Raw genomic sequence first — 16,341 nt, forward strand, 5'->3', positions numbered from 1 at the left:
AGCTTCCCCGGCAATGCCCCTGCCGCGCAGGGCGGGGCAATACATGTTTGGTGCTGCCGAGCAGGGCTCGACACCCAACGAACGCCGAAAACCCACAAGCCCCGGGAAACCGGGGCTTGTGCGTTTTTGCGGTTTTGGAATCACTTGCAGCAAGGCGCTAAAGCTGCCGGAAAAGCTGCCGTTATTGGTATCAGCAGCGGTGCTAAGGCTCTTCTTACCCCCGCCCACTGCACCCAGTACCGGCCAGGTGATGTGCCGGACCCAACGCCACATAGGAAGCTCGAATCATGGCACAAGTCATCAACACCAACATCATGTCGCTCAATGCTCAGCGTAACCTGGGCACCAGCGGCTCCAGCCTGGCCACCTCGATCCAGCGCCTGTCCTCGGGCCTGCGCATCAACAGCGCCAAGGACGACGCCGCCGGTCTGGCGATCTCCGAGCGTTTCAGCACCCAGATCCGCGGCATGGACCAGGCTGCCCGTAACGCCAACGACGGCATCTCGATGGCGCAGACCGCCGAAGGCGCGCTGACCGAAATCGGCAACAACCTGCAGCGTATCCGTGAGCTGTCGGTGCAGTCGCGCAACGCCACCAACTCGCCTTCCGACCGTGAAGCCCTGAACGCCGAAGTGCAGCTGCTGAAGGCAGAAATCCAGCGCGTGTCCGAGCAGACCAACTTCAATGGCACCAAGCTGCTGGACGGCAGCTTCCAGGCACAGTCCTTCCAGATCGGCGCCGACCAGGGCCAGACCATCGATATTGCCCAGATCGCCAATGCCAATATCAAGGACCTGGGCAACTGGAACCGGGTTGATACCGCTGCAGCCGCCTCAGCTGTTGCACCGACCGGCACCGTAACCGCCGGCGGCACTGGCGAAATCGACCTGACTGCACTGGCCGTGGACACCACCAATGGTGTTGCTGGTTTCAACATCGACATCAACGGCACAACGGTCAACGTGACCGCCACCGCCTATGCTACTGACGCAGCCACCACTCAGCAGGCTGTTGCCACCAAGGTTGCTGGCCTGATCAACACCGCGACCGGTGGCACCGTCGCCACTGCCACGGCAGGAAAGATCGCCCTTGACAATTCCGACGCTGGCGCAAAGGCACTGTCGGTCAAGGCCGCAGGCAGCCAGTTCGCCAGCGCCTCGGTCAGCGGCGAGAGCGTCGCTTTCGATGCTGGCACTTTCACCCTGGCGGGCAAGAAGGGCGAAGTCACCATCAACTTTGGCGCTGCAGGCAGCACCGCACAGCGTGCCAGCGACCTGGTCAAGGCAATCAACAACCAGAGCTACAACACTGGCGTCAGCGCGTCGCTGGACAAGAACGGCCAGCTGGCCTTGTCGTCTTCGCTCGGTGACTTCAAGGTATCCGGCACGGCGGCGGATGTGCTGAAGCAGACGGGCCTGACCACGGGCGACACTGCCGGCGGCGCCGTTGGCAGCGCGTGGGCGGGCGGAGCAGCAGCAACCGGCTTCGCTGACCTGGACATCTCCACCACCGCCGGCGCCGACAACGCGCTGAACGCAATGGACGCAGCCCTGAGCACCATCAACTCGGCACGTGCCGACCTGGGCGCCGTGCAGAACCGCTTCACCTCGGTGGTTGCCAACCTGAACACGTCCTCGGAAAACATGTCTTCGGCCCGCAGCCGTATTCGTGACACCGACTACGCCAAGGAAACGGCAGAACTGACCCGCACGCAGATCCTGCAGCAGGCCGGTACCGCCATGCTGGCCCAGGCCAACCAGACCAGCCAGAACGTGCTGAGCCTGCTGCGCTGATCCAGCAAGCAACACTCTCCACGCCGGCGTGAACACGCCGGCGTGACACAGGCCCCGCCAGCAATGGCGGGGCCTGTTCGTTATGGAAGCAGTACACCCCAGCGCCAGGACTACGGCATCGAAGCCGGCACCTGGACAACTCGATCGAGCGCTATCAAGGACCAGCCACCTCCGCCTTGGCGGGATCCGCCATGACCTGCCCTGCGCGAGCACCCGTACGCGCTGGCACGGCGCTTGCAGATGACTGCGCAACCACGCGGCTAAAGCTATGCCGCCGCGTGCCGATATCCGGGGTGGCAGCTGCAGTTGCACCCCCTCGCCGAAAGAGGAAAACCCATGGCTACGTCTTCCCTGTCCACCATTGGCTCCGGCTTGGACATTCCCACCATCGTTGCGCAGCTGGTTGCCGCTGAACGCGCACCGGCAGCCAACCGCATCAACAACCAGGGAACCGCCGCCACCGCCAAACTCTCGGCGCTGGGCAACATCAAGAGCTCGCTCAGCTCCTTGCAGACGGCGATGGACGCCATGGGCAAAGCCGCCGACCTGCGCGCGTATAAAACGTCGGTACCGGAAAAGAGCGGCTTCTCCGCCACCATCGTCACCGATCCCTCCACCGGCAAGACCTTGGCGGCTGCAGGTACCTACAACATTGAAGTACTCAGCCTGGCGCAGCCGCAAAAGCTCAGTTCCGGAGCTTTTGCAGCCGAAACTGTGGTGGGCGACGGCAAGCTGTCGATCGCCTGGGGCGAGAAGGATTCCCTATCGGTTGATATCGCCCCGGGCAGCAACCTGGCCAGCATCGCCGCCGCCATCAATAGCGCCGCCGGTGGCAAGGGCGTCAATGCCACCGTCATCACCGCCAACGATGGTCAGCACCTGGTGCTCAATGCCGTCAATGCGGGTACCGAGGGTGCATTGACGGTCACCGCCAGCGGCGGCAACGGCGGTCTTTCCGCGCTGACCTGGGACGGCAGCAGCGGCGGCATGTCACAGATCAGCGCCCCAACCAACGCGCACGTGCGCGTGGACGGATTTGAACGCGAATCCAGCAGCAACAGCATCAGCGACATCATCGCCGGCGTGACCCTGGAACTGACCAAGGCCGAGGTCGGCACCACCACCGCGCTGACCATCACTCAGAACAACGAGCCGTTGAAGACAGCTGTGCAGGCCTTCGTTACCGCGTACAACGCCTCGACCAGCCTGCTCAAGACCTCCAGCGCCTATGACGCAGAGAAGGACAAGGCATCGGTACTGACCGGCGACTCGATGGTGCGCGGACTGCAGCAGCAGCTGCGTGGCCAGCTCAGCGCCAACGTCATCGACCTCAAGGAGTTGGGACTGACCATCACCAAGGATGGCACCCTGTCACTGGATGCCAGCGTCTTCGACAAGGCAATGGCCAAGAATCCCGCCGCCGCCGAGGCTCTGGTAGGCAAGAGCGGCAAGTTGTATGAAGGCATGAACAGCATCCTCAAGAGCAACCTGGACAGCGGCACCGGCACCTTGGTGCAGCGTACCGACGCGCTCAACAAGGAAATCAAGAAGCTCGGCAAGCAACTCGACGATCTCGACGCGCGCATGGAAAAGGTGTCCGCGCGCTACACCGCTCAGTTCACTGCGATGGACAAGCTGGTGTCACAGATGCAGGGCACCAGCAGCTACCTTTCACAGCAGCTTTCGGCGATGTCGGGCTGATAGCCCAGGACGGGCTCAAGCAATACGCATTGATGGCCGATAGCAGATCACGCCACACAAACGATGTATCGGCAGTCGTTGCCTTCACTGCACGAACACCAGGAGATTGAGTACATGTATGGTCCCAGCCGCAATTTCGCCGAGCAATACCGCCAGATCGGCGTTTCAACCCGGGTAGTGGATGCCGACCCTCACAAGCTGGTATCCCTGCTTCTGGAAGGTGCCAGCGAGCGCATGCGGCGTGCCGAGGCGTTCCTTGCCAAGGGCGACCAGGCATTGAAGGGCAAGGCGATTGGCGAAGCCTGCGCAATCGTTGGTCAGCTCAACGGCTCGCTTGATCACGTCGCGGGTGGCGAGGTTGCGGGTAATCTTTCCGCGCTCTATGACTACATTGTACAGCGCTTGACCGAAGCCAACCTCAACAACGATGTTGCCGCACTGCAGGAGTCATTGTCCTTGGTAAGTGAGATCGAATCTGCCTGGAACGCCATCCCCTCCGAGCAACGCAGCGCATCTACCGCAGGCGGAGCACGCTGATGGCCAACACCGTCAACGAAATGCTGGATGCCCTGCACGCCGATCTCGATGACCTGAAGAACGCCATTGACGCCGAAGACCACGACGGTGCCGAACAGATAGTCGCCGCCCATGATCAGCGTCTGCGCAGCTATATCCAAGACAATGGCGTCGCCGGAAGCGCCGACGCCCTGCAGGCATTGCTGAAACAGCAGCACAACGTGACCGAACGGATGCGCGAGCTGCGCGATCAAGCCGCCATGCACCTGCGCGCCGAGCGTCAATCTACTCGCGCGGTCAACGCCTATCAGCAGGCAGGAACTCTGGCATGAGTCCCACCGGCGTCGTCCACACTGCAGAAACCGAGCTGTTCGACGACACACTCAGTTGTGAACTGTCACTGCCAGCGGTGTTCGAGGCCGGCGCCAAGGTCAAGCGCCCGGGCAGTGCTGAGATGCTTCTGCGCAGCATCGCCCTGGTCGAAGACGCCCGCAACGTGGACGACAGCGACGAACGCAACGACAACAGTCTGCAGCTGCAGCGGCTGGAAGCTCGCCTGGATCTGACCCTGGTACTGCTGGGGCGCCTGCTGCAGCGCGAGGCGCCGTCTGCCGCAGCGACCCGGCTGCGCTGGTCCAGGCATGGTCTGCGCCTGCAGCGCGAGCAGCTGGGCGGCTTCACCGCCGGCACGGCGGGCGTGGTCAGCCTGCAACCCGCCGAATGGCTGCCCGATGCGATTGAACTGCCTGTCGTGGTCCTGGCCGAAGCCGATACAGCACAGGGTGCGCAGCTGTGGCTGCGCTTGGATACACACAATGATGCGTTGTTGGCAGCAGTTGAACGTCATTTGTTCCGACTGCATCGCAAGCAGATTGCCGACAGTCGCCGCAACCGGTGAGCCTATTCCTACTTTGTGCTCTGGCGCCCGCCTCGCTGCTCCGCTAAGGTGCAGCCTTCCGTTATGACCCGGTCTCCTGTGCGCGTTCTTATTGTCGACGACCACACCTTGGTTCGTGCTGGGCTCACCCGGCTGCTGCAGACATTCGACGGGATCCAGGTGGTGGCCGAAGCCAGCAATGCCGATGAGGCATTGGAGATGGCACTGTTTCATGTGCCGGACCTGATCCTGCTCGACCTGTCCCTACCCGGCCGCTCCGGGCTCGATGCCTTGACCGATATCCGCCAGCGACTGCCCCATGCACGTGCGGTGATGATGTCGATGCACGATGACGCTGCACACGTGCGTGACGCATTGGACCGCGGTGCCGTCGGCTTTCTGGTCAAGGATGCGGCTCCGGCCGAGCTGGAGCTGGCACTGCGCGCCGCCCATGCCGGCCAGGTTTTCCTGAGTCCGCAGATTTCGGCAAAGATGCTTGCGCCACTGATCGGAAAGGAGCGCGCTACTGGCATTGGCGCGCTGTCGCCACGCCAGAAGCAGATCCTGCGACGCCTCGGCACCGGCCAGACCACCAAGGAAATCGCTGCTGACCTTGGGATCAGCATCAAGACGGTTGAAACCCATCGGGCACGGATGATGGAATCGCTGGGCTGCCGCCGCGCCAACGACCTGCTTCTGCTGGCACTCCGCCACGAAAACGACCTTTCTTGACGCCGGCACGCCAGCAAAAGCGAAGCTGCGTCACGAAATCGGAAACCCGTCACCAAAGCGGTCCATTCAATATAAATCAATGACTTGCAGAAATACCCCCGCTTTGTCGCGCCAATTAATCGACGCCATGTAGGGGAATCACCTACGTTTCGTAGGGCGGATTTTGACAGCTATAGGGCCAACACCTATTACCGCCCTGACATGAAGCACGCAAGATGCGTTCCACAACGCAGCCATCCACTGGCCGCAACGGGGAAACGCATGAAAGCCACACTCTCTGCCCAGCTGGGCCAGCAACTCCACCTCACGCCTGCTTTGCTGCAATCGATCCGCTTGCTGCAGCTCAATGGCATGCAGCTGGAGTTGGAGGTCCGCCAGGCCTTGGAGAGCAACCCACTGCTGGAATTGCAGGAGCAGGCAGAGGACGCGCCCGCAGCGACCGAAGGCGATGTTGCACAGGCTGAAACCGCAGCGTTTGATGAACTGCCCGAAAGCAATCTGTGGGATGTGCCCGGCGCCAGCTGGAACGCTGACGACGAGGATCGCATGGCACGCGTGGCGGCCGGCGAGTCAACCGATCCGCAGCTGCGCATCCTCAACGCGCTCGCCTACGAGTTGAACGACGCCGACCTTGCCGTGGTCAGTTTCTGGCTGGATCACTGCGATGAAGCCGGCTACCTGCAGGCCCCGCTGGCCCAGTTGACCCAGCTGGCCAGCGCCCGCCTGGACCGCAACAGCACCGATATCGAAGCCTTGCGCCAGCGCCTGCTGCACGGCGAACCGGCCGGCATGGCGGCAGTCGACCTGCGCGAATGCCTGCTGGCCCAGCTCACCGCCCTGCCCGGCCAGGTCCCAGCCCGCCATCTGGCGCGCCGCCTGCTCGACGCCGATATGCATCTGCTGGCCAACCACGACTATCCCGCCTTGGCCCGCGCCTTGGATGCCGAAGTGGAGGACGTACGGGAAGCCTTCCGCCTGATCCTGTCCCTGCAGCCGCGTCCGGGCGAATCCCTGCTGCCGCAGCAGGAACTGAGCGTGATTCCAGACGTGGTCGCCTGGCACGCTGACGGCCAATGGCGGGTCGCACTGAATCCTGCCACCACGCCGCGCCTGGCCATCAACAGCAGCTACGAGCGGGTTGTAGCCGACAGCAGCGGCGAAGCCGCCCAACCCCTGCGCGACATGCTGCAGGAAGCACGCTGGCTGACCCGCGGTCTGTCGATGCGCTACGACACCCTGCTACGCACCGCGCGGGTCATCATCGAGCGCCAGGCAGCCTTCCTGGTAAATGGTGACGAGTGCATGGCGCCGTTGACCCTGAAGGAAGTGGCCGAGCTGATCGGCATGCACGAATCCACCGTCTCGCGGATCACCTCCGGCAAGTACCTGCAGACCCCGCGTGGCACCTTTGAATTGAAGCACTTCTTCGCCGTACGTCTGGAAGGCGCCAGTGTCTCTGGCCAGGCGGTCAAAGCCATGGTGAAGCGCCTGATCGATGCCGAACCGGTGGCCCGCCCGCTGGCCGACGAGGCCATTGCCGGCCTGCTGTCGCGTCAGGGAGTGAACATTGCACGCCGGACCGTCGCAAAATACCGCGAACAGCTTGATATCGCCCCGGCCCGCGAACGTCGCCGCCAGAGCAGCAAGCCCCAGCTGGCCCGTGTGGGCTGAGACCAAGGATTCCCATGAACAAGCTCACCGTAGTGCTGGTCGACGACCATGAAGGCTTCATCAACGCTGCCATGCGCCATTTCCGCAAAATCGAATGGCTGGAAGTTGTAGGCAGCGCCGCCAACGGGCTGGAAGCGATCGAGCGCTCCGAAACCCTGCGTCCGCAGGTTGTACTGATGGATCTGGCGATGCCGGAAATGGGCGGCCTGCAGGCCACACGCCTGATCAAGACCCAGGACCAGCCACCGTACATCGTGATCGCCAGCCACTTCGATGACGCTGAGCACCGCGAACATGCACTGCGCGCCGGTGCCGATAATTTTGTCAGCAAGCTGTCCTACATCCAGGAAGTGATGCCGATCCTGGAAGGACTCAAGGTACAAGAAGATGAGTGAATCACGCATTCTGGTGATCGACGCCGACGGCGTCCGCGCTGAGCGCACCCTGGCCCTGTTGGAGTTCATGGACTTCAACCCGCGCTGGGTCAGCGAAGCGCAGGACATCGACGTCAGCCGCCATCGCAGCAATGACTGGATGGCGGTGGTGGTCGGCGCGCTTGAAGACGCCGACCGTGCCGCTGGCTTTTTTACCTGGCTGGCGGGCACCTCGCTGCCGCCGCCGATCCTGTTGGCCGAAGGCGATCCGCTGGCGTTCTCGCGCCATTACGGCCTGCACGAAGCCAATGTCTGGCCGCTGGAGCAGCCGATGCGCCATGCGCAGATGGAAGCGCTGTTGCGCCGCGCCAGCCTGAAGCGACTGGATGCCGAGCACCAGGCGGACAACGCCGGTGACAGCGGCCCAACCGGGCACAGCCCTGCTGTTACCGAACTGCGCCAGCTGATCGAACAGGTCTCCAATTTCGATACCACCGTGCTGGTGCTGGGCGAGTCCGGTACCGGCAAGGAAGTGGTTTCTCGCGCCATCCATCAGCGTTCGCCACGCCGCGATGGTCCGTTCATCGCCATCAACTGCGGCGCTATTCCGCCGGATCTACTCGAAAGCGAATTGTTCGGCCACGAAAAAGGCGCCTTCACCGGTGCACTCAGCGCACGCAAGGGACGCTTTGAGATGGCCGAAGGCGGCACCCTGCTGCTGGACGAAATCGGCGACATGAGCTTGCCGATGCAAGTCAAGCTGCTGCGCGTACTGCAGGAACGCAGCTTCGAGCGCGTCGGCGGCAACCAGACCATCCGCTGCAATGTGCGGGTGATCGCCGCTACCCACCGTGACCTGGAATCGCGCATCGCCGATGGCAAGTTCCGCGAGGATCTGTTCTATCGCCTCAACGTGTTCCCGATCGACGTGCCGGCGCTGCGTGAGCGTGCCAGCGATCTTCCTGTATTGGTGGAAACCATCGCCACCCAGCTTGCACGTACCGGCCGTGGCGAAGTCCGCTTCGCACCGGAAGCCCTGCAGGCACTTGCCAGCTACGCCTGGCCGGGCAATGTGCGCGAGTTGACCAACCTGGTCGAGCGCCTGGCCGTGCTGCACCCGGGCGGCACCGTGCGCGTGCAGGACCTGCCCAGCCGCTACCGCGGTGACCAGGCGAGCCTGGCTGCAGCGGCAAGCAGCGACGACGAGCGGCCGATGCTGCTTGGCAAACCGACTGCGGCGCCTGCACAACCTGCCAACCAGCCCAGCGGCTTGATCAGCAAGGTCACCGCGCCGGACAGCGGCAACCAGCTGCCCAGCGAGGGCATGGATCTGCGCGACCACATGGCCGGCATCGAACTGACCTTGATCAACGAAGCATTGGAACGCACCCAGGGCGTGGTCGCCCACGCCGCCCAATTGCTCGGCCTGCGCCGCACCACCTTGGTGGAAAAGCTGCGCAAATACGGCATCGAGCGCGACTCGGTCGAGGCCAGCAACTAATAGCGATACATAGCCCGGGTCAGCGCAGCACGCCGTGTTGCTGTTCACCCAAACATTTAAGCCAGCGCAAATCCGATGTCAGATCTCTGGCATCGGTTTTTTTGTGGGAGCGGCGCTGAGTAACGCTGTTACTCCTGAGTGAACCGCCCATAGCGCGGGTAAGCACTGCCCCAGCTGTTGGCGGGGAGACCGAAAGGGCGGTGGATCCCTGCTCTCGGGTACGCCGCGCTTGGCAGGCTACGGCGCGGAAGCATCGCCGCATTCAACTACGTTCATGGCGACCGCCGATTCTCTGGCGGCGTTCTTCGTTCGCACCAAGTCAGCCCCTGAATCGGCGCCGTCCGTATCGCGGCCGCGACAGAAATCCGACGTATTCACCAACATCAAAGCCTTCACGGTTACGGCACGCAACTTGCAACTGTTCCATCAGCTCTCCCACACGTTGCCCGGAACCCCGCACGATGTCCCACTCCATCACCTCTGTTCTCTCCCAGATCCGCACGCTGCAGAACCAGGTGGCGCAGACTGCGCCCATTGGCGATGTGCCGCGCAGCAACGCGATCCAGGGGCTGGCCGAAGGCAACGCAGTTGCCGCTCCTTCGTTCAGCCAGGCCTTGCAGGGCGCCATCCAGGGCGTCAACGAGGCCCAGCAGAAGTCCGGGCAGCTGGCCGCTGCTTTCGAGCGCGGCGATGCCAATGCCGACCTGGCCAAGGTCATGGTCGCCTCCCAACAGTCCTCGCTGGCGTTCCGCGCCACCGTAGAAGTCCGTAACCGTCTCGTCCAGGCTTACCAGGACGTGATGAACATGCCGCTGTAAGGATCCGCACGCATGGCACTCGCGCTGTCCAGAGAATCACTGAATCCGGAACGGGCTGGCGCCTGGTTCGATCGTCTGCAGAGCTTGCAGATCACCCGCCGCCTGGGCTTGATGGCAATGATCACGGTTGCTGTGGCAGCCGGTTTGTTCGTGTTCTTCTGGGCGCAGAAGCCGCAGATGATGCCGCTGTATACCGGGCTGGACCAGAAGGCGACTGCAGAGGCCACCGATCTGCTGCGCTCGGCGCAGATTCCGTTCGAACTCGACGCCACTACCGGCGCGATCAGCGTGCCGGAAAAGAACGTGCACGATGCACGCCTGAAGCTGGCCGGCTCCGGCCTGACTGAAAGCGGCCGCCTCGGCTTTGAAATGATGGAACGCGATCCCGGCTTCGGCGTCAGCCAGTTCGTCGAAACCGCGCGCTACCAGCACGCGCTGGAAACCGAGCTGGTCCGCACCATCAGCAGCCTGCGTCCGGTCCGCGACGCGCGCGTACACCTGGCCATTCCCAAGCCCAGCGCCTTCACCCGCCAGCGCGACGTCGCCAGCGCCTCGGTTGTACTGGAACTGCGTGGTGGCCAGCAGCTGGAACGCAACCAGGTCGATGCCATCGTGCACATGGTCGCTTCCAGCATCCCCGATCTGGCACCCGAGCGCGTCACCGTGGTCGACCAGAGCGGTCGCATGCTCACCATTGCTGATCCCAACAGCGAAGCCGCGCTCAACGCTGCCCAGTTCGACCAGGTACGCCGACTGGAAGGCTCCTACAACCAGCGCATCCGCGAACTGCTGGAGCCGATGACCGGAGCCGGCCGGGTCAATCCGGAAGTCAGCGTCGACATGGATTTCTCGGTCACCGAGGAGGCCCGCGAACTGTTCAACGGTGAGCCGCAGAAGGTGCGCAGCGAACAGATCAGCGAGAACAGCAGCGCCACCGCCGGCCCGCAGGGTATTCCCGGCGCCACCAGCAACACCCCGCCGGGCGCAGCTGTTGCACCGCCGGCCACTGCGGCCACGCCGACCGAGACTTCCAAGAACGCCACCCGCAATTACGAGCTTGACCGCACCCTGCAGCACACCCGCCAGCCGCCGGGCCGGGTCAATCGCGTCTCGGTTGCCGTGCTGGTCGACCATGTGCCGCGCGCGGGCAGCAACGGCAAGCTCGCCGATCAGCCGCTCAGCGCCGCAGAACTGACCCGTGTCGAAGCATTGGTCAAGCAAGCCGTTGGCTTCAATGCAGAACGCGGCGACACCGTGTCGGTAATGAACGCACCGTTCGTGCGTGAATCCATCCCTGTGGAAGCCCCCAAGTGGTGGGAGAACCCGCAGGTGCGTGATGCGCTGCGTCTGGTGCTTGGTGCCATCGTGGTGCTGGCGCTGCTGTTCGGGGTGCTGCGCCCGGCCCTGCGCCAGATCACCAGTACGCCCAAGGCTCTGTCCGGTCCGGAAGATCCACTCAGCGCCGACGTCCAGGTTCTGGATGACGGCACCGAGATGCCGGCGCTTGCCGCCGATCGCCTGCACCTTGATGGCAAGCCAGCACTGGCATTGCCGGTAGACGCTTACGAAGAACGCCTGCGCATGGCCCGCGAAGCAGTGAAGACCGACTCCAAGCGGGTTGCCCAGGTAGTGAAGGGATGGGTGTCAAATGACTGATGCAATGCCGATGACCGGCGTGCAACGTGCCGCCGTATTGCTGCTGTCGCTCGGCGAAACCGACGCGGCTGAAGTACTGCGTCACATGGAACCGAAGGAAGTGCAGAAGATCGGCATCGCCATGGCCACCCTCACCGATGTCACCCGGGAGCAGGTGCAGAAGGTGATGGACGATTTTGGCGCCGAGCTGGGCAACAAGACCTCGCTGAGCGTCGGCTCCGACGACTACATCCGCAACATGCTGGTGCAGGCGCTGGGCAATGAGAAAGCAAGCAACCTGATCGACCGCATCCTGCTCGGCCGCAATACCACTGGCCTGGATGCCCTGAAGTGGATGGACCCACGCGCAGTCGCCGATCTGGTCCGCAACGAGCACCCGCAGATCATTGCCATCGTCATGGCCCACCTGGAAACCGACCAGGCCGCCGAAGCGCTGAAGCTGCTGCCCGAGCGCACCCGCGTCGACGTGCTGCTGCGCATCGCCACCCTCGACGGCATTCCGCCGAACGCGCTGAACGAACTCAACGAGATCATGGAGCGCCAGTTCGCCGGCAACCAGAACCTGAAGTCCTCGAACATCGGCGGCGTGCAGTGTGCTGCCAACATCCTCAACTTCATGGACGGCGGCCAGGACCAGGCCATCCTCACCGAGATCGCCCGCATCGATTCGCCGCTGGGCAGCCGCATCCAAGACCTGATGTTCGTGTTCGACGACCTGGTGGACCTGGACGACCGCGAAATGCAGCTGGTGTTGCGCGAAGTCAGCGGCGAACGCCTGGGCCTGGCCCTGCGCGGCGCCGACATCAAGGTGCGCGACAAGATCACCCGCAACATGTCGCAGCGGGCAGCCGAGATCCTGCTCGAAGACATGGAAGCACGTGGCCCGGTACGCCTGTCCGATGTGGAAGGCGCGCAGCGCGAAATCCTCGCCATCGTCAAACGCATGGGCGATGAGGGCACCATCACCCTCGGCGGCGCAGCGGAGGCCATGCTGTGATCAATGCCGTGCGATGGCACGCCCCGGATCTGAACGCACCGGCCAGCCCGTCGGTGGCGGAGGAGTTCGACCTCGCATCGCTGGAAACCATCGTTGCCGAGCCGGTAGCTCCCGCCTTGCAGCCGCCGACCCTGGAGGAAATCCAGGCAATCCGCGATGCCGCACAGGAAGAAGGCTTCCAGCAGGGTCACGCCGAAGGCTACGCGCAGGGCCAGGCCGAAGTGCGTCGACTGACCGCACAGATCGAGGGCATCCTCGACAACTTCAGCCGCCCGCTGGTGCGACTGGAGAATGAAGTAGTTGGCGCACTAGGCGAACTGTCGGTGCGCATTGCCGGCGCCTTGATCAGCCGCGCCTACGAGGCCGATCCATCGCTGCTGAAGGACCTGATCGATGAGGCACTGGACACGGTCAGCGGCACCAACCGCGACGTCGAAGTGCGCCTGCACCCGGACGACATCGCTGCGATCAGCAATCTGCTGACACTGCCCGCCGGGCAGCGTCTGGTGCCCGACCACAGCCTCAGCCGTGGCGACCTGCGTGTGCACGCCGAGGCGGTACGTGTCGACGGCACCCTCGACGCGCGCCTGCGCGCTGCGCTGGCGACCGTACTGCGTCGCGCCGGAGCCACGCAATGACCGCGTCACCCTCGCCCGCTCCCGCCGACTGGGCTGCCGCGCGCAATCTACGCCTTGCCGCGCGCCTGGATGGCATCTCGCTTGATGCCGGCGCCGGCCATGGCCTCGTACGCGAAGGCATTCTTCGTCGCGCGGTCGGCCTCACCCTTGAAGCAGTTGGCTGCGAAGCACCGATGGGTGCCAGCTGCAAGGTCGAGATCATCGACGGCGGCTGGGTCGATGCCGAAGTCGTCGGCTTCTCCGGCGACCGCACCTATTTGATGCCCAGCGCCGAACTGCACGGCCTGCTGCCCAACGCCCGCGTCGTGCCCTCCTATCGCCGTGGCGGCGTCGAAGTCGGCGAAGGCCTGCTTGGCCGCGTCATCGATTCCGATGGCATTCCGCTGGACGGCAAGGGCCCGATCCGCGCTGAAGGCGTGGTCAGCATGGCCGGTGTGTCGATCAACCCGCTGGCACGCGAACCCATCACCCAGCCGCTGGATGTCGGCGTACGCGCGATCAACTCGCTGCTGCCGATTGGTCGCGGCCAGCGTGTGGGCCTGTTTGCCGGCTCCGGCGTCGGCAAATCGACGCTGTTGGGCATGATGACTCGCTTCACCGCCGCCGATGTGATCGTGGTTGGGCTGATCGGTGAACGTGGCCGCGAAGTACGTGACTTTGTCGAATCCACGCTGGGCGAGGAAGGCCTGCGCCGCGCGGTGGTCGTCGCCAGCCCGGCGGATCGGCCGCCGCTTGCCCGTCTGCACGGTGCCTACCGCGCCACCGCCATCGCCGAATGGTTCCGCGACCAGGGCTTGAATGTGCTGCTGCTGATGGATTCGCTGACCCGCTTTGCCCAGGCCCAGCGCGAGATCGGCCTATCGGTCGGCGAGCCACCCACCACACGTGGCTACCCGCCGTCGGTATTCGCCAAACTGCCGGCGCTGGTGGAACGTGCCGGCAACGGCGCAAAAGGCCGCGGCTCGATCACCGCCTTCTACACCGTGCTCACCGAAGGCGACGATCCGCAGGACCCGATCGCCGACGCCGCCCGCGCCATTCTTGACGGCCATATCCTGCTGTCGCGACGCGTTGCCGACAGCGGCCTGTACCCGGCCATTGACGTTGAATCCTCGGTCAGCCGCGTGGTCCAGGACATCGCCGACGACGTCTGGCGCGCGCGCATCCGCAAGCTCAAGCAGCTGGTGTCGGCCTACACCGCCAACCGCGACCTGATCGCCATCGGTGCCTATCAACGCGGCAACGACCCGCTCACCGACGAAGCACTGGATCGGTGGCCGGAGATCATGGAATTCCTTGGCCAGGACGTGCACAACGCCGCCGACCTGAGCCACAGCCTCAGTGCATTGCACCAACTGGTAGATAGTGAGACGCCCGCATGAGCCCTAGCCGTCGCCTGGACCCGCTGCTGCGCCACGCGCAGGACCGCGAAGATGAAGTCGCCAAAGCCCTGGCCGAGCGTCAGCAAGCCTTGGACATGCATCAATCGCGGCTTTCCGAGTTACGCCAGTACGCCGATGAGTATGCCAATGCGCAGCTGGCCACTACCAGTGCTGCGCAGTTGCTCAACCGCCGCGCTTTCCTCGACCGCCTCGACAACGCGGTCGAAGCGCAGAGCAAGACCGTGGACAGCAACCAGGAACGCGTGGATGCAGAACGCGCCCGCCTGCTATTGGCCAGCCGCGACAAGGCCGTGCTGGAACAGCTGGCTGCCAGCTATCGCGCGCAGGAAAAGCAGGTCGCCGACCGCCGCGACCAGCGCGAGATGGACGATATCGGCGCCCGTCGCGCGCGCCTGAAGAAAACCGAAGGCGACGCCGAGGGAGAAAACCAGTGAATGTTCTTTCCTCCGCTCTGGGCGGTGCCAGCAACGTCGACAGCAGCAGCGGCACGCGCAGCAGCAGTACCGACAAGGCCAGCAGCAACGGCTTCGACGCAATGCTCAACAGCAAGCCAGCCACGCAGAAGCCTGCCGCCAGCAAGCAAGGCAGCACTGATGCCAAGCCCGCCAATGAAGCGCGCGGCGAAGACAGTTCCAGCGAAGCCACAACGGAGCAGAGCAGCGCCACCGACAGCAATACCAGCAACGACGACAAGCCCGACACGCAGAGCGCCGCGGAAGACGCGCCGTGGCCGCCGTTTGGCTTGTCGGCGATCGTTGCCCAGCCAGCGGAGCCCGCAGCACAGGCACCAGCGGCCCTTGCAGCCGCGAACCACGATGAGGCCGCGTCAGCCAATCCCACAGCGGCAGCGCTCCCTGCCCTGCCAGCTGTTCCGGCTGCTGCCACAGCCAAGCCGGCCACCATCAGCGCTGACGAGGCCAGCACAGAGCTGAGCCTGCCCTTGGCCGCAGCGGCCGCGAACGACGATGCGAGCAGCCTCAACCTCGATGTCGATACCCCGGCGCCCACCACGTTTGCGTCCTTGCTGCATAACCAGGCCCTGCAGGAAGTCCGCGCAAGCGCCCCGGCAAGCAGCATCACCGCGCCCACGCCAACCCCGGATCTGAATGCCGGCGACTTCGACGAGGCCATAGGCGCCCGCGTCGGCTGGCTGGCGGAGCAGAAGATCGGCCACGCCCACATCCGCATCAACCCGGAGAACATGGGCGAGATCGATGTGAAGCTGCAATTGGACGGTGACCGCGTCCACGCCAGCTTCAGCAGTGCCCACGCCGACGTCCGCCATGCCCTGGAAAGCAGCCTGCCACGCCTGCGCGAAATGCTGGGCGAACAAGGGCTGCAGCTGAGCCACGCCGATGTGGGCCAGCAGTCGACGCCGCAGCAACAGAGCGAAAAGGGCGAGACTGGCAGCGGTTTGGCAACCGGCAACCAACTGGAAGGCACCGACCTCCCAGTCACCACCCCACACAACCTGCGTATGCGCGGCCTGCTGGATGCGTATGCCTGAGGTCAAACGTAGAGCATGATCCTCTGTGGGAGCGGCGTAAGCGCCCCCCCCCCTAGGGGGTTAGGTTGTGAGCCTACACGCCGTGCGGCGGCCGACAACGCCAACCCCAGCCCCCCCCCCCGCCAAAAATGCCCCCCAGCGCCGTTTGCACCAGACC

At 64.1% G+C, this 16,341-nt stretch carries 17 protein-coding genes; 16 read left to right on the forward strand and 1 reads right to left on the reverse strand.

The window, feature by feature from the left end; genetic code table 11:
• Positions 1-273 (reverse strand): hypothetical protein (locus tag ACVOK8_RS17420; RefSeq protein ID WP_481567921.1); only part of this gene is annotated, 273 nt, incomplete at its 3' end.
• Between the two features lie 14 nt (positions 274-287).
• On the opposite strand from ACVOK8_RS17420, the gene ACVOK8_RS17425 reads away from it, so the two are divergent.
• The 16 genes from ACVOK8_RS17425 (at position 288) to ACVOK8_RS17500 (ending at position 16,184) form a co-directional block, all read left to right on the forward strand.
• Positions 288-1,793 carry a flagellin gene (locus ACVOK8_RS17425; protein ID WP_481567922.1) on the forward strand — a complete coding sequence of 502 codons (1,506 nt, stop codon included), beginning with the start codon at positions 288-290 and terminating at the stop codon, positions 1,791-1,793.
• A 336-nt stretch (positions 1,794-2,129) separates the two neighbouring features.
• Positions 2,130-3,494 carry a flagellar filament capping protein FliD gene (gene fliD / locus ACVOK8_RS17430; RefSeq protein ID WP_481567923.1) on the forward strand — a complete coding sequence of 455 codons (1,365 nt, stop codon included), beginning with the start codon at positions 2,130-2,132 and terminating at the stop codon, positions 3,492-3,494.
• Between the two features lie 114 nt (positions 3,495-3,608).
• Positions 3,609-4,031: a flagellar export chaperone FliS gene (fliS, locus tag ACVOK8_RS17435; RefSeq protein WP_481567924.1), complete on the forward strand. Its 423-nt coding sequence runs from the start codon at positions 3,609-3,611 to the stop codon at positions 4,029-4,031.
• Entirely contained in the window at positions 4,031-4,342 is a 312-nt protein-coding gene (locus ACVOK8_RS17440; protein ID WP_481567925.1) for a hypothetical protein, read from the forward strand. Before fliS ends, ACVOK8_RS17440 begins: the two co-directional genes overlap by 1 nt.
• Positions 4,339-4,908, forward strand: coding sequence for a PilZ domain-containing protein (locus ACVOK8_RS17445; protein ID WP_481567926.1), 570 nt, complete (start codon positions 4,339-4,341; stop codon positions 4,906-4,908). The genes ACVOK8_RS17440 and ACVOK8_RS17445 overlap by 4 nt, the downstream gene beginning before the upstream one ends.
• Positions 4,909-4,986: 78 nt before the next feature.
• Positions 4,987-5,619 (forward strand): response regulator, encoded by a 633-nt coding sequence (locus ACVOK8_RS17450; protein ID WP_481567933.1) that lies wholly within the window; start codon positions 4,987-4,989, stop codon positions 5,617-5,619.
• A 261-nt stretch (positions 5,620-5,880) separates the two neighbouring features.
• Positions 5,881-7,290: an RNA polymerase factor sigma-54 gene (gene rpoN, locus ACVOK8_RS17455; RefSeq protein ID WP_481567927.1), complete on the forward strand. Its 1,410-nt coding sequence runs from the start codon at positions 5,881-5,883 to the stop codon at positions 7,288-7,290.
• Between the two features lie 14 nt (positions 7,291-7,304).
• Positions 7,305-7,685, forward strand: a complete 381-nt coding sequence (locus ACVOK8_RS17460) for a response regulator (protein ID WP_481535027.1) — start codon at positions 7,305-7,307, stop codon at positions 7,683-7,685.
• Positions 7,678-9,165 carry a sigma-54 dependent transcriptional regulator gene (locus ACVOK8_RS17465; protein WP_481567928.1) on the forward strand — a complete coding sequence of 496 codons (1,488 nt, stop codon included), beginning with the start codon at positions 7,678-7,680 and terminating at the stop codon, positions 9,163-9,165. The genes ACVOK8_RS17460 and ACVOK8_RS17465 overlap by 8 nt, the downstream gene beginning before the upstream one ends.
• A 461-nt stretch (positions 9,166-9,626) precedes the next feature.
• Complete coding sequence (gene fliE / locus ACVOK8_RS17470) at positions 9,627-9,983, forward strand: flagellar hook-basal body complex protein FliE (protein ID WP_282272448.1); 357 nt, start codon at positions 9,627-9,629, stop codon at positions 9,981-9,983.
• Positions 9,984-9,995: 12 nt separating this feature from the next.
• Complete coding sequence (gene fliF, locus ACVOK8_RS17475) at positions 9,996-11,639, forward strand: flagellar basal-body MS-ring/collar protein FliF (RefSeq protein WP_481567929.1); 1,644 nt, start codon at positions 9,996-9,998, stop codon at positions 11,637-11,639.
• A 10-nt stretch (positions 11,640-11,649) separates the two neighbouring features.
• A complete protein-coding gene (fliG, locus tag ACVOK8_RS17480) occupies positions 11,650-12,636 on the forward strand; it encodes a flagellar motor switch protein FliG (protein ID WP_057628133.1) in 987 nt (328 codons plus the stop codon).
• A 53-nt stretch (positions 12,637-12,689) separates the two neighbouring features.
• Positions 12,690-13,274, forward strand: coding sequence for a FliH/SctL family protein (locus ACVOK8_RS17485; RefSeq protein WP_481567934.1), 585 nt, complete (start codon positions 12,690-12,692; stop codon positions 13,272-13,274).
• A complete protein-coding gene (gene fliI, locus ACVOK8_RS17490) occupies positions 13,271-14,656 on the forward strand; it encodes a flagellar protein export ATPase FliI (RefSeq protein ID WP_481567930.1) in 1,386 nt (461 codons plus the stop codon). Before ACVOK8_RS17485 ends, fliI begins: the two co-directional genes overlap by 4 nt.
• Entirely contained in the window at positions 14,653-15,111 is a 459-nt protein-coding gene (fliJ, locus tag ACVOK8_RS17495; protein WP_481567931.1) for a flagellar export protein FliJ, read from the forward strand. Before fliI ends, fliJ begins: the two co-directional genes overlap by 4 nt.
• Positions 15,108-16,184, forward strand: coding sequence for a flagellar hook-length control protein FliK (locus tag ACVOK8_RS17500; RefSeq protein WP_481567932.1), 1,077 nt, complete (start codon positions 15,108-15,110; stop codon positions 16,182-16,184). The genes fliJ and ACVOK8_RS17500 overlap by 4 nt, the downstream gene beginning before the upstream one ends.
• Positions 16,185-16,341: the final 157 nt, after the last annotated feature.

This window comes from Stenotrophomonas sp. STEN083 (assembly GCF_056759195.1).